The 24313-nt window shown below is 55.6% G+C and carries 21 protein-coding genes and 2 pseudogenes; 8 read left to right on the top strand and 15 right to left on the bottom strand.

Annotation, left to right across the window (positions count from 1 at the left end; genetic code table 11):
- Positions 1-77: 77 nt before the first annotated feature.
- Entirely contained in the window at positions 78-1739 is a 1662-nt protein-coding gene (locus V3C20_RS03635; RefSeq protein WP_130083645.1) for a sulfatase, read from the bottom strand.
- Between the two features lie 87 nt (positions 1740-1826).
- Here V3C20_RS03635 and V3C20_RS03630 point away from each other — a divergent pair, with 87 nt between their 5' ends.
- Positions 1827-3725, top strand: a complete 1899-nt coding sequence (locus V3C20_RS03630; protein WP_130083644.1) for a RecQ family ATP-dependent DNA helicase — start codon at positions 1827-1829, stop codon at positions 3723-3725.
- 3 nt (positions 3726-3728) lie between these two features.
- Here V3C20_RS03630 and V3C20_RS03625 read toward each other — a convergent pair whose 3' ends face one another.
- From V3C20_RS03625 to nadB, 4 genes are read right to left on the bottom strand one after another with little or no spacing between them, the layout of a single operon-like run.
- Positions 3729-4922 (bottom strand): glycosyltransferase, encoded by a 1194-nt coding sequence (locus tag V3C20_RS03625; protein WP_130083643.1) that lies wholly within the window; start codon positions 4920-4922, stop codon positions 3729-3731.
- Positions 4919-6127, bottom strand: a complete 1209-nt coding sequence (locus V3C20_RS03620; RefSeq protein WP_130083642.1) for a glycosyltransferase family 4 protein — start codon at positions 6125-6127, stop codon at positions 4919-4921. Before V3C20_RS03620 ends, V3C20_RS03625 begins: the two co-directional genes overlap by 4 nt.
- A gap of 18 nt (positions 6128-6145) precedes the next feature.
- Positions 6146-7174 carry a hypothetical protein gene (locus V3C20_RS03615; RefSeq protein WP_130083641.1) on the bottom strand — a complete coding sequence of 343 codons (1029 nt, stop codon included), beginning with the start codon at positions 7172-7174 and terminating at the stop codon, positions 6146-6148.
- Entirely contained in the window at positions 7168-8772 is a 1605-nt protein-coding gene (nadB, locus tag V3C20_RS03610) for an L-aspartate oxidase (RefSeq protein ID WP_130083640.1), read from the bottom strand. The genes V3C20_RS03615 and nadB overlap by 7 nt, the downstream gene beginning before the upstream one ends.
- A gap of 107 nt (positions 8773-8879) precedes the next feature.
- On the opposite strand from nadB, the gene rlmB reads away from it, so the two are divergent.
- From rlmB to V3C20_RS03595, 3 genes are all read left to right on the top strand, one after another.
- Positions 8880-9467 (top strand): 23S rRNA (guanosine(2251)-2'-O)-methyltransferase RlmB, encoded by a 588-nt coding sequence (rlmB, locus tag V3C20_RS03605; protein ID WP_130083639.1) that lies wholly within the window; start codon positions 8880-8882, stop codon positions 9465-9467.
- A gap of 27 nt (positions 9468-9494) precedes the next feature.
- On the top strand, positions 9495-10316 hold the full coding sequence (locus V3C20_RS03600) for a metallophosphoesterase (RefSeq protein ID WP_130083638.1): 822 nt from the start codon (positions 9495-9497) through the stop codon (positions 10314-10316).
- A 430-nt stretch (positions 10317-10746) separates the two neighbouring features.
- Positions 10747-11148 (top strand): metal-dependent transcriptional regulator, encoded by a 402-nt coding sequence (locus V3C20_RS03595; RefSeq protein ID WP_130083637.1) that lies wholly within the window; start codon positions 10747-10749, stop codon positions 11146-11148.
- Between the two features lie 873 nt (positions 11149-12021).
- Here the strand turns inward: V3C20_RS03595 and V3C20_RS03590 are convergent.
- Both V3C20_RS03590 and V3C20_RS03585 read right to left on the bottom strand, forming a co-directional pair.
- Entirely contained in the window at positions 12022-12267 is a 246-nt protein-coding gene (locus tag V3C20_RS03590) for a hypothetical protein (RefSeq protein ID WP_130083636.1), read from the bottom strand.
- Between the two features lie 379 nt (positions 12268-12646).
- Positions 12647-13372: a hypothetical protein gene (locus tag V3C20_RS03585; RefSeq protein WP_192907203.1), complete on the bottom strand. Its 726-nt coding sequence runs from the start codon at positions 13370-13372 to the stop codon at positions 12647-12649.
- Positions 13373-14324: 952 nt separating this feature from the next.
- Here V3C20_RS03585 and V3C20_RS03580 point away from each other — a divergent pair.
- The 4 genes from V3C20_RS03580 (at position 14325) to V3C20_RS03565 (ending at position 16907) form a co-directional block, all read left to right on the top strand.
- A complete protein-coding gene (locus V3C20_RS03580; RefSeq protein ID WP_130083635.1) occupies positions 14325-14531 on the top strand; it encodes a hypothetical protein in 207 nt (68 codons plus the stop codon).
- A gap of 42 nt (positions 14532-14573) precedes the next feature.
- Positions 14574-15893, top strand: a complete 1320-nt coding sequence (locus tag V3C20_RS03575; RefSeq protein WP_130083634.1) for a carbohydrate porin — start codon at positions 14574-14576, stop codon at positions 15891-15893.
- Between the two features lie 204 nt (positions 15894-16097).
- Positions 16098-16253 carry a hypothetical protein gene (locus tag V3C20_RS03570; RefSeq protein ID WP_153813915.1) on the top strand — a complete coding sequence of 52 codons (156 nt, stop codon included), beginning with the start codon at positions 16098-16100 and terminating at the stop codon, positions 16251-16253.
- 249 nt (positions 16254-16502) lie between these two features.
- The gene (locus V3C20_RS03565; protein ID WP_149873344.1) at positions 16503-16907 is read left to right on the top strand and encodes a hypothetical protein; all 405 of its coding nucleotides are present in this window, start codon (positions 16503-16505) and stop codon (positions 16905-16907) included.
- A gap of 177 nt (positions 16908-17084) precedes the next feature.
- Here V3C20_RS03565 and V3C20_RS03560 read toward each other — a convergent pair whose 3' ends face one another.
- The 8 genes and pseudogenes from V3C20_RS03560 to tadA all read right to left on the bottom strand — a co-directional run bounded on the left by V3C20_RS03560 (position 17085) and on the right by tadA (position 24218).
- On the bottom strand, positions 17085-17276 hold the full coding sequence (locus tag V3C20_RS03560) for a FeoB-associated Cys-rich membrane protein (RefSeq protein ID WP_130083632.1): 192 nt from the start codon (positions 17274-17276) through the stop codon (positions 17085-17087).
- Between the two features lie 12 nt (positions 17277-17288).
- Positions 17289-18666 (bottom strand): annotated as a pseudogene (locus V3C20_RS13430) (ferrous iron transporter B); the annotation flags it as partial.
- 954 nt (positions 18667-19620) lie between these two features.
- Positions 19621-20385, bottom strand: a pseudogene (locus tag V3C20_RS13425) (FeoB small GTPase domain-containing protein); the annotation flags it as partial.
- A 79-nt stretch (positions 20386-20464) separates the two neighbouring features.
- Positions 20465-20695 (bottom strand): FeoA family protein, encoded by a 231-nt coding sequence (locus V3C20_RS03545; RefSeq protein ID WP_130083631.1) that lies wholly within the window; start codon positions 20693-20695, stop codon positions 20465-20467.
- Positions 20696-20723: 28 nt separating this feature from the next.
- Positions 20724-20936, bottom strand: a complete 213-nt coding sequence (locus V3C20_RS03540; RefSeq protein ID WP_192907202.1) for a FeoA family protein — start codon at positions 20934-20936, stop codon at positions 20724-20726.
- A gap of 291 nt (positions 20937-21227) precedes the next feature.
- A complete protein-coding gene (locus V3C20_RS03535) occupies positions 21228-22607 on the bottom strand; it encodes a cytochrome c peroxidase (RefSeq protein WP_130083630.1) in 1380 nt (459 codons plus the stop codon).
- Between the two features lie 64 nt (positions 22608-22671).
- Complete coding sequence (gene lipA / locus V3C20_RS03530) at positions 22672-23610, bottom strand: lipoyl synthase (RefSeq protein ID WP_238623804.1); 939 nt, start codon at positions 23608-23610, stop codon at positions 22672-22674.
- 50 nt (positions 23611-23660) lie between these two features.
- Positions 23661-24218 carry a tRNA adenosine(34) deaminase TadA gene (tadA, locus tag V3C20_RS03525; protein ID WP_130083629.1) on the bottom strand — a complete coding sequence of 186 codons (558 nt, stop codon included), beginning with the start codon at positions 24216-24218 and terminating at the stop codon, positions 23661-23663.
- Positions 24219-24313 lie beyond the last annotated feature (95 nt).

Genomic DNA, 24313 nt, shown 5'->3' with positions numbered 1-24313 from the left:
AGAATATAACGTATTTGAAATAAAAAAGCGCCGGAATTTTCCGGCGCTTGGAAAGAGAGGATTGACAGACCGCCCTGTTACCAGGTGGCGTCAAATTTGGGAATGGGCGTACCCTTTCCTCCGGGACAGTTTTCCGGGACTTTGTAGGTCTTCCGGAGTTCCTGGTAGCGCTTCTTGAGCTGTTCCGCCGTGGTTTTGTAGGCCGGATCGTTAATGACGTTCTTCATCTGCATGGGGTCCTTCTGCATGTCGAAAAGCATCCATTCGTCGCTTGTCCAAATGTAGGAAAGTGTATAGCGGTCTGTCCGGATGCCGTCGTGGCGCGGAGCGTTGTGTTCGCCGGGATTCTCGTAGAAGCAGTAGTAGATGGCATCCCTCCATTGGTCCGGCTTCTTGTTGGTGAAAGCCGTCGGGAGCAGGGAGACGCCCTGGAACGTGTTCATGTTTTCCGGCGTGTCGGCCCCGGCCGCGGAGACGATGGTGGGGGCATAGTCGATGTTCTGCACCATCGTGTTGTTGCGCGTGCCTGCGGGAATCTTTCCGGGCCATTTCATGATGAGCGGCATGCGGAGTGATTCTTCAAAAATCCAGCGCTTGTCGTACATGCCGTGTTCACCCATGTAAAAGCCCTGGTCCCCGCAATAGATGACCAGCGTGTCTTTGGAAATGCCTTCCTTGTCCAGATATTTCATGAGGCGCCCGATGCTGTCGTCCACGGAGAGCAGGCAGCCCAGGTAGTCTTCCATATACGCGTGCCATTTCCATTCCGCAAAGGCTTTCGGATCTTTCAGCTTTCCGGATTTCATGCCGTCCACCAGGGATTTGGTACGCTTGGCGTAATAATCCGTCCAGGTTTTCTTTTCTTCCGGAGTCATGCGGTTCAGTTCCCCCAGATCCCAGCCGTAGCCCGGGGAGACGATGCTCTTGCGCATCTCTTCCGGTACCTGATCCTTGAGAACCTTGAGGTCGGAATAGATCGCCATGTGTCTGGCGACGGTCTGCTGGTTTTTCTTCAGGAACTCCGGACGGTTGGCGTAATCGTCGTGGAAGTTGGCGGGCGGCGACAGCCTGGAGGTATTCACCTTGCCCAGGTGGCGCAGGGCGGGACACCAGGCGCGGTGGGGTGCCTTGTGGCCCACCACGAGCAGGAAGGGCTTGTCCTTGTCCCGGTTTTCCAGCCACTGGATGGATTTGTCCGTGACCACGTCCGTGGCATAGCCGGGGAAGCGCTTCGTCTGGCGTCCCTTGCCGTTCGGCTTGGGGATGATGAAGTCCGGATTGTAATAACTGCCCTGGCCGGGGAAAATTTCCCAGGTATCAAATCCGGTGGGGTTGGATTCCAAATGCCATTTCCCGAATAGAGCCGTCTGGTAGCCGGCTTTTTGCAGCATCTTCGGGTAGGTGGGCTGGGAGCCGTCAAGCGGCCTTTGGCCGTTAAAGACGAAGCCGTTCATATGGGAATGCCGCCCGGTCAGGATGCAGGCGCGTGACGGGCCGCACAGGGAATTGGCGCAATAGCTGCGGTCAAAGACCATGCCCTGTTTGGCCAGCTTGTTGAAATTGGGTAGGGCAACGGGAGAATCATGCTTGCTGGTGCCCAGCGTCTGGTAGGCATGGTCATCCGTAATGATGAACAGGATGTTCGGTTTTTTATCCTTTCCGGACGCAGTCTGCGCCATCAGGGGAGAAGCCGCCAGCAGCGCCAGTGTTCCGGCGAGGATGGTTTTTAGAGAGCTCATAGTGGTGCAGAATATAGAACGCACACACCATGTCAATGTCATAGGATTCCTTTTGCCGTAATTTTGCGTTATGGTACAGTAACTCTCATGTATTCCTCCTCTCTGGAAGATGCGTTGCGCCAGTTCGGCAAACGGGAATTCCGCCCCATGCAGCGGGAACTGATGGAATGCTCCCTGCGCGGCCTTTCCTGCATTGGCATTCTCCCGACGGGGGCCGGCAAAAGCCTTTGCTACCAGATTCCGGCAGTTCTGATGGACGGAGTGACTGTAGTGGTTTCTCCTCTCATTGCGCTGATGCGTGACCAGGTGGCCGGACTGGAAAAACTGGGCGTGGCTGCGGCCAGGTATGATTCTTCCCTGAGTGATGAAGAAAAGGAGGCCTTGATGGGCTCCCTGAAATCCGGCGTTGTCCGTCTGTTGTTCGCCGCTCCGGAATCCCTGGAATCCCCATGGATGCAGCAGGCCATGGAGTTCGTTTCCCCAGGTCTGTTTGTGGTGGATGAGGCTCATTGCCTCTCGGAATGGGGACATAGCTTCCGACCCGATTATCTGGGATTGCCGGATTTTTTCAGAAAATACGGCTTCCGGAGCGTCATGGCTCTTACGGCTACGGCTACAGAACGGGTCTGTCGCGACCTGGCCTCCCTTTTCAGCGTGAAGGAGGAGTGCATTTTCCGCACCCCGCCGTACCGCGCGAATATCGTCCGCCAGGTGGAAACGCTGAAGGAGGAGGATAAAACCGCTCGGCTGGTTGAGTTTTTGAAGGAGGACGGCCACCGTCCCGCCGTGGTGTACGCGCGCACCCGGAAGGATGCGGAAAGCCTGTCCTATGAGCTGGGCCGTGCCGGGTTTGCCGCCAAATCCTACCATGCGGGCATGCCTCCGGAAACGCGCGCCGGGGTTCAGGACGATTTTTTGAAGGGGACGGCGGACGTACTGGTGGCGACGATTGCCTTCGGCATGGGAATAGACAAGCCGGACGTGCGCTCCGTGGTGCATTACCACCCGCCTGCCAGTCTGGAGGCGTATGTGCAGGAATCCGGCCGTGGGGGGCGCGACGGGCTGCCCTCCTTCAGCCTGGTGATGCTGTCCGCCCGCGACGGCGTGGCCGTGGTCAACCGCCTGCATGCGGTGGAACCGGACCGCCACGGCGTGAAGGGGCTGGCGTCCCTGCTGTCCCAGAGGGGGGAGCACGTTGTTTCCCTGTATGAAGCCTCCGCCATTCATGATTTGCCGGATGTGGCGGTGGACCGGATGCTGTTTGACCTGAAGCGTTCCGGCTCTGTGCGGGAGCAGGGCAGGGGATGCAAATATTACAAGGTGCGCCCCCTGTTCCGGATGGAGGAAATCCTGTGCGGCCGTGATGGCGAAGAAAGCACCCGCCTGCAATGGATAGACGGCTGCCGGGAGGGGGAAGTGGAGGCCCTGGCCGTGGAGTGGGGGATTTCATGGGAAGAGGCCGCCGCCTGGCTTGACGAACTGGCCCTTTCCGGGGAATGGAAGGTGGAGCTGCGCCAGATAACGCTTCATCTGCATTCCGAAGGTTTTGATGCGGCGGAAACCGCGGAGGAATTCGCGCGGTATTTTTCCCGGTCGCGGCTGAACGGGCTGGAACGCTGGAAAACGTGCGTTTCCACGCTGACGGCCGCCGCCTGTCTTAACAGGAGCCTGGACGCCTACTTCGGCTTCCGGGAACCGTCCGGTCCCTGCGGCCACTGTCCAGCATGCTGCGGTGCGGTTCCCGCGGAGATGGAAGAGGAGGAGCCCGGCCCGGTTCCGGAAGAACTGCGTTCCGCCGTCATGGAACTGGCGGCGCAGAGAAAGCCCGCGCTGTCTCGCCCTTCCCAGTTGACGCGTTTTCTGCTTGGGCTGGCCTCTCCGGCGGCCATGCGCGCGCGGTTGTGGGGCCATCCTCTTTACGGAGCGCTGGCGGACAGGAACTGGGCGGACGTCTGGATTGAAGCCCGCGCCCTCTTGGGAAATTAGGGGTCAGTTCCCGCTTTTGGCGGCTTCATAGGCGGCAATGATGCGCCTGCAGGAGTTTTCCGCATGCAGCAGGGAGCACCAGTAGCGGGAGATTTCCTCCGGGTTGCGTTTCCCTTCGTCCCAGGCGCGGATTTCTTCCAGCAGCGCTTCGGCAAGGCTTTCCGGAGAATCCTTTGGGCTGAGCGTGCCGGAATCATGGGAAACATACCATTGCAGGCAGTTCAGCAGGGGGGTGAGACGCGGCCCTACGACGGAGGCTCCGGCGCAGAGCGCTTCCGCGGAGGCGATGTGAGAACCTTCATAGCGGGAAGAGCAAAGGCAAATTTTAGATTTTACATAAATCTTGATGAGTTCCTGATTGGGCACCACACCGTTCAAATGGATATGACTTTGATGTTCCGGAGATAATGATTGGTGCCAGTCGTGCAGGGAGAGGGGAATGTTCCCGTAAATCTCAACGACCCATGGGGTATGCCTGCTCACGAATATTTCCAGTGCACGCATCAGAAGTTTCGTGTTTTTTTGAAAAAAATCATCCCAGCGGCCCACGGCAATGATCAGATTGCGCTTGGGTGATTCGGGTTCATAAATATGCTGAGAAGGGATTGGGTTGGGAATGAGTGCAAGTTTTTCACAGATCTGTTTTCCGTAAAGCCATTGGAGGTCTAGGATGGAGAGCAGGGCCGGCGGAGACGGAAAGGAAATGAGATCCGCCATCTTCAAGTGTTTTCTCCTCCCCCAGTCCAAAGCTCCGGCAGTATGGTATTTGATGATACGGAGACAGGCAAAAAGGGGGCCCTTTAAACTTCCTCTTTTATTTTTCTCCATGTTCCAAATATGGCGGGTGAGCGTTTTCCAATAGCGCCAGGGATAAAACAGCCCGGAAGTGTCCATATATACCACCAGGTAAATGCCTGCCTCATGCACAGCGCGGGCTACGGGAGTGTACTTTCCCATTCCCCAAGCATACAGAACCAGTCCGTCAATACCCAGGGATTTCCACCAGCCGGAATCTTCCAGGTTGGAGTATTCCGTGCGGATGAGGTCGGGGTCGTCCCCTTCCTGGGCGGGCGTGGGCATGATAGCCCTGCTTTCCACGCCGATTCGCTGGAAGGCCTTGCAGAAAGCGCCGGAATCACGGGAAAAGAAAGTGTGGTCTCCCTTGAAGGGAACGGGCGTGCAGGTGTACCATTTCATGATGCCGAGGTGGTTGAGGGTTGACGTAAGATGTGGAGTTCTTCAAGAAGGCAACCCATGGCCTGGAGCCATGCGGCGGGGGAGTGCGTGGAGGACAGAAGCTCTTGCCCGTGTGCGCCCATTGATGGCCAACGTTCTTCTTCCTTCAGGGCAGTGTGCAGCATTTCCGCCAGCGCGTCCGTGGAGGGTTCCCGGGCAATCCATCCGTTCTGGTCGTGGGTGATGAGTTCCGGCAGGCCGCCGCACGGCGTGACGATGACAGGCGTGCCGTGCAGCCATGATTCCAGAACGACCATGCCGAAGGTTTCCTCCCAGAGGGAGGGTGCGACGGCTACGCCGCAGGAGGCGCGTACGGTCCCCTGTTCCTCATGGGGAATGAATCCCGTCAGGCGGATGGATTCAAGGCGGCGGGAAGACACGTAGTGCTCCAGTTCCCCGCGCAGGGGGCCGTCTCCCATCAGGTAAAGAGTGCGTCCGGGCGGGGAAAGAAGCTCCCATGCACGGATAAGCTGGAAGACGCCCTTTTCCGGGGCGAGGCGTCCGGCGTACAGAACGTCCCGGCGCGGGGCGTCCGGTATGGGGACGGGTTTTTGCCGGATGAAATGGGGAATAACCCTGATTTTTTCTTCAGGTATTCCGGACTGGATGAGAAGTTCCCTCTGGCGGCGGCTGACGGCGATGTAGGAGGAAAGGCGGGTCCAGGCGCCCATGCGGCGTGTTTTAGAGAGCACGGCCGCCGCCAGGGCGGAATAGGCCGCGTTGCCGCGCCAGCAGGCGTGCATGACGCCGGGAAGGTAATTGCCGTTTTTACAGGAGAAGCAGGGCGCGCCGTCCCGGTAGAATACGCCATTGAGGCAGCCGGAGCGGTAGTTGTGCACATAGTGGATGACCGGAACGGATTGTTGCAGGGCCAGCTCATAGACGCAGGGAGACATGGCCGGAAACGTGTTGTGGATGATCCACGCGTCATAGCGGCCGCGGCGCAGGCATTCGCGCAGCTTTTCCTCCACGTCTCTATTGTGGAGCATGTAGCGCATTTTCGTCAGCGCGCCGTGGGAGCTTTGGAACAGTTCCGCGGTGGAATAGACAAAGGGGGTAACGTCCGCCACGGCGCCCAGCGCTTCCGTAATGGCGTGGAAGCAGACTTCTTCTCCCCCCACCCCGCCGTAGCGGCTAAAAATGTGTAGAATGCGTGGATGTTGCATGACCGCGGCGGAATGGGGTTATCCCTGAAGTTCCCTCCTGAGTTTCTGTGGATCCTTCAACAGTTCCCGCTGAATGGCTTCCTGCTGCTGGCGCAGGCGGTCTTCCCGGGTCTGGAGTGCTCTCTTGCCTGGCCCCAGACTGGGATTGACAAAGGGGTTGTTGTCTCCCCACTTGGACCAGGGGCCGCGGGGAATGCGGTAGAATTCCACAAAGCGCCAGTGGACGATGGCCGTTCCACCGGGAATGCCCAGATAATCGCGAACGGCAGGGGAAATGTCGATGCCGGCCCCCTTGTTGTGGGTGTTGACGGGGGGCTTGTCGCCAAAAACATAGGGCCAGTCCTCCGTGGTGAACGGGCCGCAGTCCTCCCATTGGGCAAAGCAGCTCCGCTTGTTGTAAATGATTTGCACCCACCTTCCCTTGCAAACGGATTGTCCTTTTCCGGAGAATTCCCGGTGGAACCAGGGAATGACGCGGGAGGCTTCCGGCTTGTGCTCCCCCTTGCAGACGTCGTTGTAGGGAAGAGCCACATAAAAGGGATTCTGCCTGGGGATGAACGTCTTGGGCCGGAAATCCATCGTGCGGTGCAGGGGGTCCGGATTGTCGAACCCGCCGAAGCTTTCCTTCCACGCGGAATCCCAGGAACTTTTGTGGTTGGCTACCGGATTGCGCTCCGTGGCGTCTTCTCCCACCCAGAACACGGTGGCGGTGATGTTGAGCCGCCACGGATAGGTTCCGGGGCTTTGCGGAGCCGTCCGGGGGAGAATGCGCGGCTGGGGCGCCGGGCGCTTGCCCGCTCCGGACGCCGTAGGAGATTTGACGACGACGCCGGGCAGCGGGTCCCGGCGCGTTGGGGTGATGACGACGGGGCCTTTGGGCCGTTTCGTGCTGGACAGGGCGCGGGCGGCAGTCCGTCCGGACTGGATGTCGGCGCGGGCATTCCCCGCCAGTACGGCGACGAGCAGCGGCAGCAGGCATGCGGCAAGAGAGGGTTTCCAGCAGGAACCCTTCCATGATGCCTGTTGACGCTGCCTGTGATTTACCATCGGTGCAGTTGAGTGACGAAACGGTGATCCAGCTTGCCGGGATAATCCGTATTGAAATTCAGGCCGCGGCTTTCGTTGCGGCGCATGGCGCAATCCACGATCAGGGAGGCCACGGCTACCAGGTTGCGCAGTTCCAGAATATCCGGCGTAATGCGGTACCCCCAGTAGAAATCCTTCACCTCCCGGTGCAGCATGCGCAGGCGCGTTGCGGCGCGGTCCAGCCTCTTGTTGGTCCGTACGATGGAGACATAATCCCACATCAGGCGGCGGATTTCATCCCAATTGTGGTAAATGACGGAAAGTTCATCCGGCAGGGCCGTATCTCCGTGGTGCCACGCGGGAATGCTGTAGTCGGTGGGGGCGTCTTTCCGCAGGGGCTGCTGGGCCAGCATGGCGTTCAGGGCGCGCTTGGCCACCACCACGCATTCCAGCAGGGAATTGGAGGCCAGCCTGTTGGCTCCGTGCAGCCCGGTGCATCCGGTTTCCCCAGCGGCGTAAAGGCCGTCCAGCGTGGTTTGGCCGTTGACGTCCGTCAGCACTCCGCCGCATTGGAAATGGGCGGCGGGAACCACCGGAATGGGTTCTTTGGCGGGGTTGATTCCGTAACGGTTGCAGGTTTCGTAAATCAGGGGGAAGCGTTCCTGGACAAAACCGTCCGGCTTGTGGGAAATGTCCAGGTAAACGCACATGCTGCCCGTCCTTTTCATCTCGGAGTCCACGGCCCGGGCGGTGATGTCCCGCGGGGCCAGGGATTTGCGGGGATCATACTTGTGCATGAATTCCCTGCCGTCCGCACCGGTCAGTACGCCGCCTTCGCCGCGGACAGCCTCGGAAATGAGGAAGGACCGGGCTTCCGCGCCTTCCGCCCGCGTGTTGAAAAAGCAGGTGGGATGGAACTGGACGAACTCCATGTTGGCAATCGTGGCCCCCGCGCGCCACGCCATGGCTACGCCGTCGCCCGTGGCGGAATCGTTGTTGGTGGTGTACAGGTACACGCGGCCGCAGCCGCCCGTGGCCAGCAGAACGCGGTCCGAACGGAAAATCTCCACTTCCCCGGAATTGCGGTCCAGCACATAGGCGCCCAGGACCCTGTCTTCCGTGACCAGTCCCAGCTTGGTCGTCGTGATCAGGTCGATGGCGAACCGGTCTTCCATCAGTTCGATGTTGGGGTGCAGCTTGGCCGCTTCCAGCAGCTTGGAGGTTATTTCCAGGCCGGTGGCGTCCTTGGCATGCAGGATGCGCCGTTTCGTGTGGCCTCCCTCGCGGGCCAGCTCGTAATCCTCCCCCTGCGTCGCCTGGTCGAAGTTGACTCCCCGTTCCAGCAGTTCCCGGATGGCTCCGGGGCCTTCCTCCACGATCGTGCGGACGACTTGTTCATTGCACAGTCCGGCTCCGGCGTCCAGCGTGTCCGCGACATGGTCCTCGAAAGAGTCGTCATGGTCCCACACGGCGGCTATCCCGCCCTGCGCCTTCGCGGAACTGCAATCCAGAAATTTTCCCTTGGTTATGACCGCAACCCTGCCGTGTTCCGCAGCTCTCAAGGCGAAACTTAATCCGGCAACACCTGCCCCAATGACTAAAAAGTCGCTCGTCTTCATCTTGAATGGTACGAAACTGTAACATACGGGGGGGGCGGCAAGTCACGCCCAATGATGGGGGCAGGGGGCATATTTGTCTGGAAAAAAGGCAGGAAACACGCTAATTCATGCGCATGAGACCCCAAGGGAATGAACAGGAAGCGCGCCGGAACAAGCATGTCCGCAGCGCTCCGGCAAAAATCGCCGTCAGGGCGCTGGGCGAGGATGCATTGGATGAAATCCTTGACGGCGCGTCCAATCCCCTTTTGCTGATCCTTGACTGCGTGCAGGATCCGCACAACCTGGGCGCCATCCTGCGAACTGCCGACGGCGCGGGAGTGGATGCGGTGATTGCCCCCAGGGACAAGTCCGTGGGCATCACGGAAACCGTTCTGCGCATCTCCGTGGGGGCGGCGGAAAAGGTCCCCTTCATCCAGGTCACCAACCTGGCGCGGACCATGAAGCAGCTCCAGAGCCGCGGCATCTGGATATTCGGCACGTCGGACAAGGGGGACCGGGATTTGTACGGAACGGATTTCACCGGCCCCGCCGCCCTGGTGATGGGAGCGGAAGGGGAAGGCATGAGACGGCTGACGGAAGAGAATTGCGACTTCCTCCTGCGGATTCCCATGAAAGGTTCCGTGCCCTGCCTGAACGTATCCGTGGCTACGGGCGTGTGCCTGTATGAAATCCTGCGCCAGCGGTCCCTTTCCTGATTCTTTTTACTCCGCCATTCTGCGCTCATGATCAAGGAACTTTCCCTTTCTCCGGGAGAACGCGTACGGCTTGTTTCCGACATTCACTTCGGCCATGCCAAGGCCCTGGTCAGGGAACCTGAAGAATTGAAATTCCTGCTGGAAGGGTGTACCCATCTGGTCGTATGCGGGGACTTGAGCGAAACACGCGAGAGCCCCTATCAGGCGGAAGGACTGGAAAAACGCGCCCGTTTTCTGTGCATGTGCACCCAAGCCGGAGTGCAGCCCATCCTGCTGGCGGGCAATCATGACCCAGATGAGGAATTCAGCCTGCTGAAATTGCAGGGCGGCCGTTTTTATGCACTCCACGGCCATGCCCTGTTCAAGGAAGTGGCGCCATGGGGGTGGGAATACCTGAAAAACAAGCATATTTCCCGCGAGTTGATTGCCGCTTTTCCGGACGCGGATGCGGATCTGTGCCGCCGTCTGGAGCTGGCCCGCGCCATGAGCGTTCTGGTTCCGCCCATTTACACGCGTTCCCGGGTTTACAGGAACAGGCTGGTGCGCTTTCTGGCACATTCTGCATGGCCGCCGGAGCGCCCTGTGCAGATTCTTCTGGCATGGTTGACGATGATGCCCCGCATGCGTCGGTTTGCGGATCGTTTCTTCCCTGAGGCGGAGACAGTCTTCTTTGGCCATTTGCACCGCCGCCTGGTGAGCGGCGGACGGGGAGGGCGCCGGTATGTCAACCTGGGGGCCTGTTTCCATCACGCCGCGTGCTACGCGGCTGATCTGACAGCGGAAGGAGCGGTGACTGTCCGCAGCTATACGCCTGCGGGGTATGAAGGCCCGGCAAGGGCTGTCCGCTGAGAATTTGCTTCTTGTGGAAGGGAAAAAGGGGGCGGGGAACGCGTCCGGGTTTGGCGATAATGTGTTAGAGCACCGGATGACTAGTCCATACAGTTTTTGGACGCGTTCCCCAAAGGAGCTGGCCGTTCCCATGTTTCCTTCCGGGACGTGCAGGCCTTTCCGCTGCACTTCAACGTGCATTCCCGGCAGCAGCGGGGGTGGGAAGAGGAAAAAAGCCGGGAGAAGAAACCGCCGGTCCTGTTGAGAAATCCGTCGGAATCTTTCCGCCTCTGGTTCTTTTCCGGAATTGGGCTGACCATGGACAAAAGTTAGTTCAAGCTAACAGAGCTCGCAAGAAAAAAGTTTGCCATTACTAATATTTATTCAGGAAGTAATTGACTTCATTGACACTTAATATATTGTTGTGTTAGTTGAATCTAATAGTTCTGTGATGATGAATAAAAAAAATGGATTTCCCGAATTGAGCAACAGCTTGGAAGACTATATTGAAGCCGTGCGCAACATTGAACTGGAAAAAGGATGCGCCACCGTTGGGGAGATTGCGGAGGCCCTGAACGTGAAAAAGCCGTCCGTCTCTCTGGCCATGAAGCAGTTGAAGGAACGTGGACTGGTGGAATATACACAGTATTCTCCCATTGTTTTGACCAAATCCGGCCGCCATGAAGCCGACCGCGTAATCTCCTGCCATACCATAGTCAAGGAATTTCTGATGACGGTGTTGCATATGAAAGAACCGCGTGCGGATGAAGTGGCCTGCGGCATTGAACACATCATGTCTCTGGAGGAAATTTCCAGATTCCAGTTGCTCACGGACCATGTCCGGAAGTACTGAGAGGAGTGTTTATCCAAATAGGAACTATTTACGTTGGTCTTCTCTCACCCTATCTGCCTTTCCTGCGGATTGATGACTGAATTTCAATATTCAGCAATCATGCAGTATTCCCACAAGATTATTCTGCATAATTCCGTTTATATTTTCATCTCATTATTATTTCAATATGAAATCAAATTCTTCTTTTTTCTATTTTCTTCAATACATTTATTATTCTAAAACACTCAACAGCTATAATAAGATAAGCAAAAATCAATGCTATATATGATATTAAAAGTCCATTCGAAAAATTTTTCCATAATATATTTATGCCATGATAAATTGTTGATAAAACTCCAATTATTCCTGAGATCAGAAATAAATAAATTGTAATTTTGATAATTGGAAAAAGGAATTTATTAAATGAAAAATTAAGAGTATTTTTTTTGATCCAAACAAGGATTCTTAAGAATAAGATTACAAAAATACATCCACACCCTGATTCGAGATATTCATATACAGTTAAAGGAGATTCGGGATAATTCATAATACAGATGATTAATTTCTAAAAATACAAGAAAATATTATTAATTAATTCCGGAACTATATAGAATAGTCTGGTTATGTCAATGATCCTTCATCAGATGATGAGATTGGAATGTGAAACGCTTATAATGCTCCCTTATTCAATGACCAGATGAAGACAAATCAAACAACTGAAGCGGGACAAGATTAAAGTAGATAATTTCGATTAATTTTAATATTGAATTCATTATTTGGAGCATAATTTTATATTTTAATTTAAAAATTTGTTAGTAATTTCTTCAGTTTGATCTATAACAAACGGAATTTTCAAAGTAGCTATAATCTTAACATAACCGTATGCATCTAAAGTTAAAGAATTGGTTCTGCATTCAAAGTTAACTTTGAACTTTTCTTAAGATCAATAGAATAAGATGATTTTATATAAGATGATAATGTAATGCCAGCATCAATTCTATGAGACAACCCTAAAAATTCTTCCCGATAGAATGGTGAAGTACTGCCATTACAATTGTCGATTTTAAGTGTTTTTTCACTACTTAATCCGGCAACCATAGCTCGTAAAAAATATTCAATATCAGGCAGACAGGCAGCCATTTTTGTTTAATTTTAAATCCCGCACCTGCACCTGTATCAACATCCGTTCGGAATTTTGCTTCAATGCACACAATTTTTCTATTAATATACTTCCCTCAATAATAATAAGAATGGACATGAAACCTGCAGGGATAGTCATTGCTTAGCCAAATTCGTTAGTTTCTTTTCCTAGATAACCAATATATAATACCATTCCATTATTGACGGCCCCATAAAGATTCCATCCCCCCCTTCTTCAGCGATGGATCTCTATTAATCCACCTGCCGTCTGCGGGATTGTAATAGCGATAGTTATAATAGCCAGCTCCAACTCCTTATCGTTCATCTCACTGCTCCACTGCACCGGCTGGAGGAGGTTGCCTGTGCTGTCAACTATCCCCTAGGGAGAGTAGTCGTAAGCTGCCACGACCGTTCCCTGCGCGTTGAACACCTCCGTCACGTTCTTGTTAAAGTCCGTTCCATAGCAGTAGAGGGCATTATTCTGCACCAGGGCCAACGGGCGGGTGGCCACCGGTTCCAGGGGATCCCACAGCAACGTGCGAATCACGTTCCGGCTGTCCAGCATGTCCAGAGCCGCTAGTTGCAGGTAGCCGCGGTACAGGTAGCGTTCATGGCTGGCGACCGTTCCGTTGACGGTTACTTTCTTCATGTAGAGGCGTCCCTGATCGTCGTAGCCGCATTCCACCACCGTGCCGCTTTTCACACCCGCCGCCGCAGAGCCCGAGCGGGCCAGCGACGGGGAAGGCGGCGTTCCACCGCTGTTATCACACGTGTCTCCTTCACAGGAACACGGTTCGGGCTCTTTCTTGCCTCCCGGCTCCGTCGGAACCACGTCGATGCTGTAGTTGCAGATGGAGACATTGGCGCTTGAGGGCTTGTAGTCGATGTTAGTCTGGTTGACTTCCCTGCTGCAGGAGCCGGAGGGCAGCTGCGCCCCGCCGGTACCCGTGTGGTATTTATGGCCGCCCTGGTCTCCCGCTTCCTGCGAGTTTTCCTTCAAGTCCACCTGCGCCACCACCTTGCCGCCGGAGTCCTTCACCTCCAGGCTTCCCCAGTCGTCCACCCCCAGGAAGAGCGAGCAGGTGCCGTAGAGCCAAAGTACCATCTGCGGTAAACAGGAACGAAAGAAGACTTGCTGCCAGGAGTAGCAGCTGGAGTGTTCATAAGGTATTAAGGTGTTGGAATTGATGATGAAATGAGAGGAGGGCTGTCCTCCATGATCATTTCCCCGGTAGTATTATTCAGATCCAGTGTCAATAAAGTTTATTTGAAAATTTTTGTTTGCTTATAAAATCATGGTGAATTTTTCATATAAAAAGAAGTATATAGTTTTTATGATCAAGATATTTCTCCTCTGGACAAAACTATGAGCTATTTGTTAGAAAAGATTTCTGATAGAAGGTCATTTTTTCCTGCCTCCTGTCATATTCCCGGAAAAGTTTATGCCATGGAGAAAGAATAGTTGCTGACTCAGGAGTTTGTCTTCACCGGATTTACAAAAACAATTAAAACATGGTAAGTCATTCAAGACATAAAATTCTATTCTGTCGGGGTTCTCTGTATCGTTAAGCCGTTGTGTGAACTGAAAGATTGACGATATGGTTTTTTGCTCTGTAGTGGTCCATATGCAAAAAATTTGCTTTGCATGTGACGTTCATCTTTCCTCCGGTCGACAAACGTCTTGCCTGGCAGAGAGGCAGCTTCCGTGCTATACATATCGATGTGCACTCCAAGGGGGAATAGGGCGGAACTTGCCAGTAAAGAACCAGTTTTTTTGCTGATAGCATTGTCCATCATGATTTGCAATTGATGCTATTTGATTGCCGGAGAGGGAGAGGAAGCGGGAATTCCGCCGTATAAGCTTGCCGTGAATTCAATTTTATTAGTTGAGGCTAATTTTTTTGAAGAAGAGAAATTTCCCTCCAGGAAATCTTCAATCAATTTATAGTTAACATATTTTGTAGTTACTTGCGCAGAATTTTATCCGTTCCGGGAAAGAGTATTTTGAGAAAAAGAGTTGACTTAAAAGTTAGATCAAACTAACTTCCGTCCGTTGCATGAACTTGACCCATACAGGATATCACCGTTTCTTTCACCGGGCCTGCCGGTACTGGAAGCTTGCCGGCCTTCTGGTCCGGCGTCCCAGGTACCGCCTGCTCTGCGGGGATTGTGTATCCTGCATGGGCGCATGCGGCAAAGTCGTGGAAACACAGTCCTCCGCAGGCCGGGAACAGGAAGGTTCATCCGGTTCCGCGCAGGGTTGAACATCCGCCAATGACGAGGAAGACTCAAAATACAGCATTACTATGAAGAAAAGCTACATGATACCCGCCCTGTTTGCCTGCTCCGGCTTGTGCATGGCCGGTACGGCATCCGTAGCCACTCCCGCCGCTGCTCCGGCTGTGGAGGAGGCTGAAGGCAAAGGGGCCATTCTGGACGACATCGATCTGTTCGGGGATGAGTACGGCGACGAAAGCACGCCCATTCCGAACGATGCGCTTACCCGCGCCCTCACGGATCTGCACAAGGGAGCTTATGAGAAAGCCAGGTTCCAGTTTCTGCTGGAACAGGCGTTTCTGTATACCAGAGGCCATCACGCTGCGCCGAATGACGAGACTTCCGGTTCCAGCCAGAGCTGGTACAAGCTGCACGCCCAGGCCGGGCTGCAATTGTTCAAGTCCGGCCGCCACCAGGGCACCTGGATCAAGAGCGAGCTTTCCGGTTCCGTGGCTCTCAACAGGCATACCCACCGCACCACCCTGGACGATTCCTGGGGAGCGAGCGGCCCCGCCAATTGCGACGTTTTTGAAGACGGGTATTTCTATCTTCCGGAATTGCTCATTTCCCAGGGTTTTCTGGACGGCCAGCTCGTCATCATGGGCGGCATGATCAACCAGACCAACTACTTTGACGCCAATACATATGCCAATACCACGTTTGGCCAGTTCGGCGGGGCTCCCTTCGTCAACAACCAGGTGCTTCCGCTGGGCGACTCCAACTTCGGTTTTGTGGGCCAGTACCAGTTCAATGACAACTGGTTTGTCCAGATAGGCGGCAACATGATGGACAATGAGCCGCGGCGTAACCCCTTCCACAACACGACGGGGAAATCCTTCAACCTGCTTGGTGAAATCGGCTGGACGCATGAAAAGGCCTTCGGCATCGGCACCGGCACTTATCGTTTGCAGCCCTTCATGTTCCACGCGAATGGCAAGAATCACGGTGGCGTGGCGTTCAACCTGGAACAGGACCTGGGCAGCAGCCCGTTCGCCCTGTTTGCCCGAGCCGGGTGGAGCAGTGCGGAATCAGGCAACATCTGCGGGGCGGAAGCCCAGGCTTCCGCCGGGGTAGTGTTCAAGAAGCCTCTTGAAGTCATGACCGGCATGAAAGAGGCGGACGGCAACTTCTTCGGAATCGGTTTTTCCGTAAGCAAGCCGGATTCCGATACGCTTGCGGAAACGCGTCCGGGGCACGACCGGGAAATGATTCTGGAATGCACTTACAGCTTTTCCATCACACCGTACTGCCTGATCCAGCCCTCCTACCAGTACGTGAAGAATCCCTCCGGGCGGGATGACGTCAATTCCGCCAATATATTTTCCGTTCAGTGTGTAATTACCTTCTAGGCTGCCATGTCCGCACGCCTGTGAAACCACGATAACGTTTCCATCTTCCTTGCCGTCCTGCATGTGGAATGCGGATTCCTGCATGCATCGGCACTGAAGAGGTCTGCATGACCTGGCAACGTCGCATTCTCAATCAGGTAGGGGGTGCGGCGTTGCTTATTTGTCATATTATCTCAAAGGAAGCGAAAGACGCTTGAAACGTCTGTGCTCCTGAATCTTCTTGCCCTGCTGGTCGGCCGGGGCAGCGGAGGGCCTGGCTTGTGCGGAGGCTGTGGCCGATATGCTCCGTACGGGTTCCGTACGGACGGCAGCAGCCTGGCAGGCGGCTGCCAGCAGGCAGCCGGCTCCCGTTATGATTAATGTGTACTTGTTCATCATCGTATTATTCGCGGCTGGTTATGACCGCTGATGGTTAGATTAGCACCAGAACCGGGATGTTGAAAGTTCTTTGACTTGACTAACAACAAGTTAGATGAATTAAACACGAGGAAGAACATTCTGATCAGCACGTTGCGTAAGACCGGATTTATGACAATTAATGACGTTTCCGGCATCCCGGTCCGTTCAAAACCATGTTGACTTGCACGGAAAGCGTTCTAAACTGACAGAATGAGTAAGGTGCAATGGGAAATTTCAAATAACGAAGTGACCGACCGTGATACCGCTCTGCGCCGCCTTCAGGAAGGGACGACAGGCCATGTGGTGTGCGCCCGTGATGGAGCCTGCCTCCAGTCTTACAAGGAAATGGAAGGTATTTACCACTGTGAAATCGTGTTCAAGACGGACAGCTGCTGTCCGCCCGTATTCGCCGCTCCGGAGGGGGTTACGGGAAAAGAGCTGGAAGCGCTGTACGACCGTTTCGCGAACGGGGACGATTTCTCCTTTGTGGAAAAGGAATGGGAACCCTTGGTTGCAGTGGAATACCGTCATCGCCACAATATCATGTGGTTCGTGTTTCTGTTCATTGCGATGGTGGTTGTGGCTGTGATGGCCTACGAGCACGGCTGGATGTGAGAGTGCCGGAAACGGGCTGCGGCGCTTGTCTGCGGATTGTTCCGCAGGGGAATGTTGTTCATCCTTCCGGGAGAATTGGCACCGGGGGCCTGCCTTAAATCCAAAAGCCCCCGGAAGGTATTCCGGAGGCTTTCGGGAGAAGCACATCCCTATGGATGCGCCTGATTTCATAGACTGTTAATGGTGGTTGTGATGACCGCCGCAATGGCAGGAATGCTTGTTGCCGGTTTCCCCTTCAGAGGAGGGGGGGCCTGGCTGGCAGCAGCCGGAGCAGTTGCCGCAACAGGATTTCCCCTTGGAGAAAAAAGTGCGGTAAATGGCGTAGCAGAATGCCAGGAAAATCAGGGTTCCAATGATATATGTAGCCATGATGAATAGGAATTAATGGGTTGATTTCTTGGGAGCGGCCTTGCGGAAGATCAGGTAGATGCCTCCCGCCAGGCCGATCAGCGCGACGACCTGTCCCGCGCCGAACGTGCCGTCCCGGACAAGGATGCCCAGCTGGTACACCAGGAAGGCCACGTAATAGGCCCAGCCGCAGAGCCAGAGAATGGCGAACCATGTCCATTTGGCGCTGTTCATTTCCCGGCGCATAGCGCCCATGGCCGCAAAGCATGGGGCGCACAGCAGATTGAAGAGCAGGAAAGAGAATGCCACGACGGAGTCGCCGCCCAGTGCATTGGCGGCACGGAGCACGCCGGCGGTGGCTTTTTCTTCCTGTGCTTCTTCGTCAAGCGCTTCTTCTTCAGCAGCAGCGGAAATTTGTTCGCTGCCGGACGGTTCATCGGCGGCAGATGCCGGAGCTTCCTCCCGGGGACGGTGGGAGTTCCATGCGTCCAGGGCGGTTATTGTCAGGGCGCTAAGGGCATTGCCCTGTGTAAAGAGGCTGAATTCCGGCTCTGCGGGGGCTTCCTCCTCCTCTTCTTCAGAGCCCGTGCTGTAAAGCATGCTCATGGTGGCTACCACGTTTTCCTTGGCGATCAGCCCCGTAATCGTGGCTACCGTGGGCTTCCAGTCGCGCGCCTCATTTCCCACTTGCGCCCACCCGAGGGGGGGCAAACACGGGGGAGACCGCACTGCCGATGTCCGCCAGCATGCTCTTTTCAATGGGTAGGGAGGCAGAGTCTTCCTCTGTGGGGGCAACGGCTTCGGCATGGTTTTCATCCAGATAGTTCATGCTCCAGTCATGGCTCTGAAGGAACCAGATGAGGGCGCAGGCAAAAAAGATGACCGTACCGGCCTTTTGAACGAACGCCTTGCATCGTTCGATTGCCCGGAGGCTGACATTGGAAACCGTCGGCGTGTGATAGGCGGGGAGTTCCATCACGAAGGGAGCGGGATCTCCGGCAAAGAGGGAACTCTTTTTCAGGATAATGCCGGAGACGATGATGGAAGCCAGGCCGATGAAGTAAGCGCTGGTAGTGACAAGGCCCGTGTCTTCCGGGAAGAAGGCGAAGGCCAGAACGGCAATGATCGGGATTTTGGCTCCGCAGGGCATGTTGGTTGTCAGGATGATCGTCATGCGGCGGTCCTTCTCGTTTTCAATCGTGCGGGTTGCCATGATGCCGGGCACGCCGCAGCCCATGGAAACGAGCATGGGGATAAATGACTTCCCGGAAAGGCCGAATTTGCGGAAAATCCGGTCCATGACGAACGCCACGCGCGCCATGTACCCGCAGTCTTCAAGAATGGCCATGCAGAGGAAAAGCACCGCCATTTGAGGCAGGAAGCCAAGCACGGCGCCCACGCCGTTGACAATGGCGTTCTGGACGAAGTCCACCAGCTTGTGGTCACAGTTCAGCGCGAGCGTTCCGAGCATCGCTATGCCGAAGCAGACTAGGGAAAGGACGATGTACTGCACCCAGAAGGTTGCGACGCTCGTGCGCCCTTTGAGAGAGAAAATATGGGTCAGATTTTTGCGGGAGAAGGGGGATTTGTCCGGAACGGGGCCGAATTCATTTTTGTTCCTGGTGCCGGGCTTGAACAGGCAGAGAGCCAGGAGGGCGGCATTGGCCGACGCCAGCACCCACATCAGGGGCTTGTAGAGGAACAGGAGAACGCCGCCCAAAGCGGAGGTCAGGCCTTCCACGCAGGAGTCGTAAAATTCCATGACGGATGAAAGAGTTCCGATGACGGCTCCTTCATCACTTTTTTCTTCTGCTTCCTCCGGTTCCGCCGCTTCTTCGGCGGGAGTGCCGGCTGCGGCAACGACAGTGGCAGCGCTGGCGGCTTTCCCTTCTTCCGCCGTCGTGCCCTGGACATTGGCGGAAATGGCAGCCGGAGCCTCCATGGGTACGGTGTTTCCTTCGGAAGCCTCTTCCTCCTCAAAGTTGGGCATGACGATAAACGCCAGAATGAAGGGAACGATGGTCAGATACATCCATGCCCCCTTGAGATTCAGGTCGTGCAGGCGGCGCAGGAGAAGCGGGAACAGCACGATCATGGAGAGAATGACGGCGATGAAGGCCACCAGGCCAATTCCCGCCGGAGCTGTACCGATGAAGCCGTCCATCCAGGGACCGACGATTTCCCCGAAGAAAGTGTCGTTGGCCCAGCCCGTGCCCCAGTCGCCCACCGTGTTGATGGAAAGGTAATACACGGCCCACATAACCAGGAAGAAAATGGGAAGGGCCAGAATGCGGTGGGTGACGATTCTGTCTATCTTGTCGCTGATGGAAAGCCCCATGTGCTTCTTGGTCTGGCTTTCCTTGACAATGCCGGCGATGGCGGCATACCGCTCGCTGGTGATGATGCTTTCGCTGTCGTCATCCATTTCTTCTTCCACGGAAAGGATGATTTGTTCAATGGCCTGGGAAGTCTGCCCGTCCAGATGGAGATGTTCCACGACCTTCGGGTCCCGCTCAAAAAGCTTGATGGCGTACCAGCGTTTCAAGTCCGGATCGCAGGAAAGGTACTCCGCAATCCGGGAAAGGGCTTTTTCCACAGTGTCGTCAAAATGAACGCGGGACGCTGGTTTTGCCTCCGGATTCCCGGCTGTTTTGACGGCCAGCTCCACCAGTTCCTTAAGTCCAGTCCCCTTGAGGGCGCTGATCTCCACCACCGGGCAGTGAAGCGCTTTGGCCAGCTTGGTTTTGTCAATGGTGATGCCCCGCTTGGCCATCAGATCCGCCATGTTGAGGGCGACGATGATGGGGCGTCCCAGTTCCTGTAGCTGGGTAGTCAGGTAAAGGTTGCGTTCCAGGTTTGTTGCGTCCACCAGGTCGATGATGACGGACGGTTCGTCCCGAACCAGGTAGTCGCGGCTGATGACTTCTTCCAGAGTGTATGGGGAAAGGGAATAAATGCCTGGAAGGTCCTGAACTTCAATTTCCGGGTATTCATTGAGTTTTCCGGCTTTGCGTTCGACCGTCACGCCGGGCCAATTGCCCACGTATTGGCTGGCGCCTGTCAGCGCGTTGAAAAGCGTGGTTTTGCCGCAATTGGGGTTGCCGGCAAGAGCGATAGTTATGTTGGTCATGGATGTTTCCTTGTATCTTGAGATGGGAATATCCGACGTCTTGCTGTCAGGTCAGGAAACGTGCGGCGGAAGAAGGGTATTAGCTGATGTGGATGTTTTCGGCTTCCGATTTGCGGATGGAAAGTTCGTAGCCTCGGACGGTGACTTCAATGGGGTCTCCCAGAGGCGCCACTTTGCGGATAAAGAGTTGCGTGCCTTTGGTTACTCCCATATCCATGATGCGTCTTTTGATGGGGCCTGCCCCTGACAGCTTGCTGACGGTGACCGTATCCCCGATGGCTGCATCCCGTAATGTACGTTGCGTTGTCATAGATGATGTGTGGTGAATGAATGTGAATTCAGGAGACGAAAATCTTGCTGGCAAGCAACTTGCTGAGCGCTATCCTGGATTCCTTGATGTTGACGATCAGGTTCCCGTCGCATTCGGAGACGACGGAGACCGTAGTACCGGCTACGAACCCCAGGCTTTCCAGAAAGTGCCTGGTGTCGTCCTTGCCGTGAATCTTGTTGACGTGGCGAATATCGCCGATATTGAGCATGGAGAGTGGCATGATATGGTATTGAATCAAATCCGAAGAGAAAGTTAGTCTTATCAAACAATAAGTCAATAATATTATGCGCCTGTTTTACTGTAGATTTTTTTATTGGTTCATTATTAGAATTTTATGGATTAGTTGCTTCTAAGTTTGACGACATCTGATTAAAGGGAGAATTAAGAACCTTTCCCTTTTTGAATGGGAAACCCCGGCGGGCGACTCTCGTGTCTCTTTTCCGCGGAGCGGGAAAACAAAAAAGCCGCGCCATGAATGTTCATGGCGCGGCTGAAAAGGAGAAAGGGAGCCTTATGGAGCAGGACAGACCTCACCCTGTACGGGCTTGCCCTGGTATTCGCCCGTCAGGGTTTTCAGAAAGGCTACCAGTAGCCGCACTTCGTTTTTGTCCAGTTTGTCGTAGCCAAGCTGGTAGTGGTACATTTTGGTGATGGCTTCTTCCAGCGTCTGCGCGGAAGCATCGTGCATGTAGGGCCAGGTGAGCTCCACGTTGCGGAGGGTGGGAACGCGGAATCTGTGCTTGTCCGTTTCCTTCTTGGTAAAGTTCATCAGGCCGTTGTCGTCGTTGGTCTTGGCGCGTCCGCTGAAGAAGTCACCCTTGAGATCGGCGTATTCAAAGGACTGGCCGCCCATGGCGGGGCCGGTATGACACGTCTGGCAGCCGAGCTTGAGGAACAGGCGGTAGCCCTTCTTGGCGTTCTCGCTGATGGCGTTTTCATCACCCTTCAAATAACGGTCGAATGGGCTGTTCGGCGTAATGAGAGTTTTTTCATACTCTGCAATGGCGTTGGTGATGGTTTCCCCAGTGAAGCCCTGGGGGTAAACCTTCTTGAACTCCGCAGCAAAGGCGGTGTCCGCATTCAGCTTGGCGGCGATCTTGTTCCAGTCGTCCGGATGTTCGTATCCCATTTCCACGGGATTCAGGGGAGGGCCGCCGGCCTGTTCCTGGAGGTTGGCGGCGCGGCCGTCCCAGAACTGCTTGGTGTGGAAGGCGGCGTTAAAGACTGTGGGAGCGTTGATGCCGCCCTTCTGGCCGCGTACGCCTGTGGAAGTGGCCAGGTTATCCGTGCCGCCCTTTTCCAGGGAATGGCAGGTCGCGCAGGAAACGGTGTTGTCCGTGGAGAGCCGCACGTCATGAAACAGCTTGTAGCCCAGTTCCACCTTGGCCGGGTCCGCGGGCAACTTGTCCGGAATGGGCGCGATGGGGGAAATGGCGTATTCCGCGCCCACCATGTCGCCGAAGATCTTCAGGCGCTCGTCCCTGATCCATTTCTGCATGGCCGCTTTTTCCAGGGGGGTGAGCGTGCTGCCCCAGTGAACCATGGTGTAGGAGGTGGGGGGCATGGAGCCGGTCTGGAGCACATGCTCCAGTTTGGAGAGGGTGACGGCGGAGGGCGGTTCCTCCATGTTGTAGCTGCGTTGGCCGTCCCTCATGTGGCGGGCGAGAAGGCCGCCGGAAAGGGTATTCACCAGTCCAGGAACCTCGGTCCCGGGCTTGTGACAGTCCGCACACTTGGTATCCATGGTATGTGCGGTAATTTCCGCCGCCTCGGCGGACGTCAAATCTTTCGTGTTCTGATTGGGCAGGAACAGCGGTGCGACGGCGGCCGTCACGATGACGGTGCCGCCCAGAATGGCTCCGGCCTGGAGGAAGGAACGTGTTTTGCTCATAAGATTCGCGGTTGCAGGAATTGGTTGTATGGTAAAGGGTGGATGAGGGAAATCAAGATTTATTCTAAAGTTCTCCCGCCTTTCTCAAATCTTCGTTGATGGCTTCCAGGACGTCCGCCTCCGGCTTGAAATTGGCGGCGTGGTAGGAACTGCGGACAAGCGGACCGGACGCCACATGCCTGAATCCTTTGGCACGGGCTATTTCCTCATACCGTGCGAAGTCGTCCGGATGGATGTACCTGACCACCGGCAGGTGATTGCGTGTGGGCCGCAGGTACTGGCCCAGGGTCAGTACCGTAACGCCGTGCTCCAGCAGATCATCCATGGACTGGAACACTTCGTCCTCCGTTTCTCCCAGACCCAGCATGATGCCGCTCTTGGTCGCTACTTTTCCGTTTACACAGTCCAGGGCCATCTTCAGTACGCGCAGGGAGCGGCGGTACTGGGCGCGGAAACGCACAATGGGGGTGAGGCGTTCCACCGTTTCCAGATTGTGGCCGAAGATATGCGGACGCGCAGCCATCAGTGTCTGGATGGAGGATGTCTTTTCATTCAGGTCTGACGCCAGAACTTCAATGATGGTGGACGGGCTGGCCTTTCTGACAGCGCGGATGACCTGGGCGAAATGGGCGGCCGCACCGTCCGGCAGGTCGTCCCGGGTCACCATGGTGATGACGGCGTGGCGCAGCTTCATATGCACGACGGCGTCCGCCACGTGGCGGGGTTCTTCCGGATCAAGGGGGAAAGGTTTGGCCGTCTTGACGGCGCAGTAGGCGCAGGCGCGCGTGCAGCGCTCCCCGGCGATCATGAACGTGGCCGTGCCCTGGTTCCAGCATTCGTAACGGTTGGGGCAATGGGCTTCCTCGCAGACGGTAAACAGGTTTTTGCCTTCCACAAGCTGCTTGACGTCCCAGAATTCCCTGCCGTTGGGAAGGCGTACCTTGATCCAGGAGGGCTTGCGTTCCGTGTCGCCCGTAGTTTCGTTGTCGTACCGGGGTTCCATAGAGCCGTTAGCTTGCCGTGAGTCGGCCTTTTTGGCAAATGCAAAGTGGTTTATTCGGGGGCTTTCCCGCCATCCTCCTGCGGGGAGGGGGGAAGTTCTCCGGCCTGTTTCCTTTTCTCCCTGGCCAGCAGGCGGGCCTCCCGGAAAAATTGCTGCAGATGGTACAGGCATTCCTCCCCCAGCACTCCGGACTGCACCTCGCACCTGTGGTTGAGGGGGGGATTGGAGTCCAGGAGGTTGATCCACCCTCCGGCGGCTCCCGTCTTGGCGTCCGGACAGCCGAATACCACGCGGTCCGGGCGGCAGTGCACGATGGCTCCTGCGCACATGGGGCACGGCTCTTTCGTGACGTACAGGGTGCAGCCTTCCAGCCGCCAGTCCCCAAGGGCTTCCTGGGCGGCCGTCAGGGCGATCATTTCCGCATGCGCCGTGGCGTCCTTCAGCGTTTCCACCTGGTTCCAGCCGCGGGCGATCACATGGCCGTCCCTGACCACGACGGCCCCGATGGGCACTTCCCCCCTGGCCAAGGCTTTTCTGGCTTCCTTCATCGCTTGGCGCATGAACCACTCGTCCGAACCGGGCATTTCCATCATTGCGGCCTTTATCATGGCCTGTGCGAAGGCCGTCTGGCAAGTCCTTTTTAAGGGATATTTATTGTACTATATACAAGAAGTGGCCCATAGGACGGAATAGGATGGCTGCG

The organism is Akkermansia sp. RCC_12PD (assembly GCF_036417355.1).
Taxonomy (GTDB): Bacteria; Verrucomicrobiota; Verrucomicrobiia; order Verrucomicrobiales; family Akkermansiaceae; genus Akkermansia.
Note: the sequence above shows the minus strand (reverse complement) of the source record. Positions and strands in the feature narration are given on the sequence as shown.

Coding starts and splice junctions, on each gene's coding strand:
- V3C20_RS03635 (WP_130083645.1), bottom strand. CDS start 1,739: ATGAGCTCTCTAAAAACCATCCTCGCCGGAACACTGGCGCTGCTGGCG.
- V3C20_RS03630 (WP_130083644.1), top strand. CDS start 1,827: ATGTATTCCTCCTCTCTGGAAGATGCGTTGCGCCAGTTCGGCAAACGG.
- V3C20_RS03575 (WP_130083634.1), top strand. CDS start 14,574: ATGAAGAAAAGCTACATGATACCCGCCCTGTTTGCCTGCTCCGGCTTG.
- V3C20_RS03590 (WP_130083636.1), bottom strand. CDS start 12,267: ATGGCTGCCTGTCTGCCTGATATTGAATATTTTTTACGAGCTATGGTT.
- rlmB (WP_130083639.1), top strand. CDS start 8,880: ATGCGCATGAGACCCCAAGGGAATGAACAGGAAGCGCGCCGGAACAAG.
- V3C20_RS03580 (WP_130083635.1), top strand. CDS start 14,325: ATGAACTTGACCCATACAGGATATCACCGTTTCTTTCACCGGGCCTGC.
- V3C20_RS03615 (WP_130083641.1), bottom strand. CDS start 7,174: ATGGTAAATCACAGGCAGCGTCAACAGGCATCATGGAAGGGTTCCTGC.
- V3C20_RS03585 (WP_192907203.1), bottom strand. CDS start 13,372: ATGGTACTTTGGCTCTACGGCACCTGCTCGCTCTTCCTGGGGGTGGAC.
- V3C20_RS03540 (WP_192907202.1), bottom strand. CDS start 20,936: ATGCCACTCTCCATGCTCAATATCGGCGATATTCGCCACGTCAACAAG.
- V3C20_RS03620 (WP_130083642.1), bottom strand. CDS start 6,127: ATGCAACATCCACGCATTCTACACATTTTTAGCCGCTACGGCGGGGTG.
- V3C20_RS03565 (WP_149873344.1), top strand. CDS start 16,503: ATGAGTAAGGTGCAATGGGAAATTTCAAATAACGAAGTGACCGACCGT.
- V3C20_RS03560 (WP_130083632.1), bottom strand. CDS start 17,276: ATGGCTACATATATCATTGGAACCCTGATTTTCCTGGCATTCTGCTAC.
- tadA (WP_130083629.1), bottom strand. CDS start 24,218: ATGATAAAGGCCGCAATGATGGAAATGCCCGGTTCGGACGAGTGGTTC.
- lipA (WP_238623804.1), bottom strand. CDS start 23,610: ATGGAACCCCGGTACGACAACGAAACTACGGGCGACACGGAACGCAAG.
- V3C20_RS03625 (WP_130083643.1), bottom strand. CDS start 4,922: ATGAAATGGTACACCTGCACGCCCGTTCCCTTCAAGGGAGACCACACT.
- V3C20_RS03535 (WP_130083630.1), bottom strand. CDS start 22,607: ATGAGCAAAACACGTTCCTTCCTCCAGGCCGGAGCCATTCTGGGCGGC.
- V3C20_RS03600 (WP_130083638.1), top strand. CDS start 9,495: ATGATCAAGGAACTTTCCCTTTCTCCGGGAGAACGCGTACGGCTTGTT.
- nadB (WP_130083640.1), bottom strand. CDS start 8,772: ATGAAGACGAGCGACTTTTTAGTCATTGGGGCAGGTGTTGCCGGATTA.
- V3C20_RS03545 (WP_130083631.1), bottom strand. CDS start 20,695: ATGACAACGCAACGTACATTACGGGATGCAGCCATCGGGGATACGGTC.
- V3C20_RS03595 (WP_130083637.1), top strand. CDS start 10,747: ATGATGAATAAAAAAAATGGATTTCCCGAATTGAGCAACAGCTTGGAA.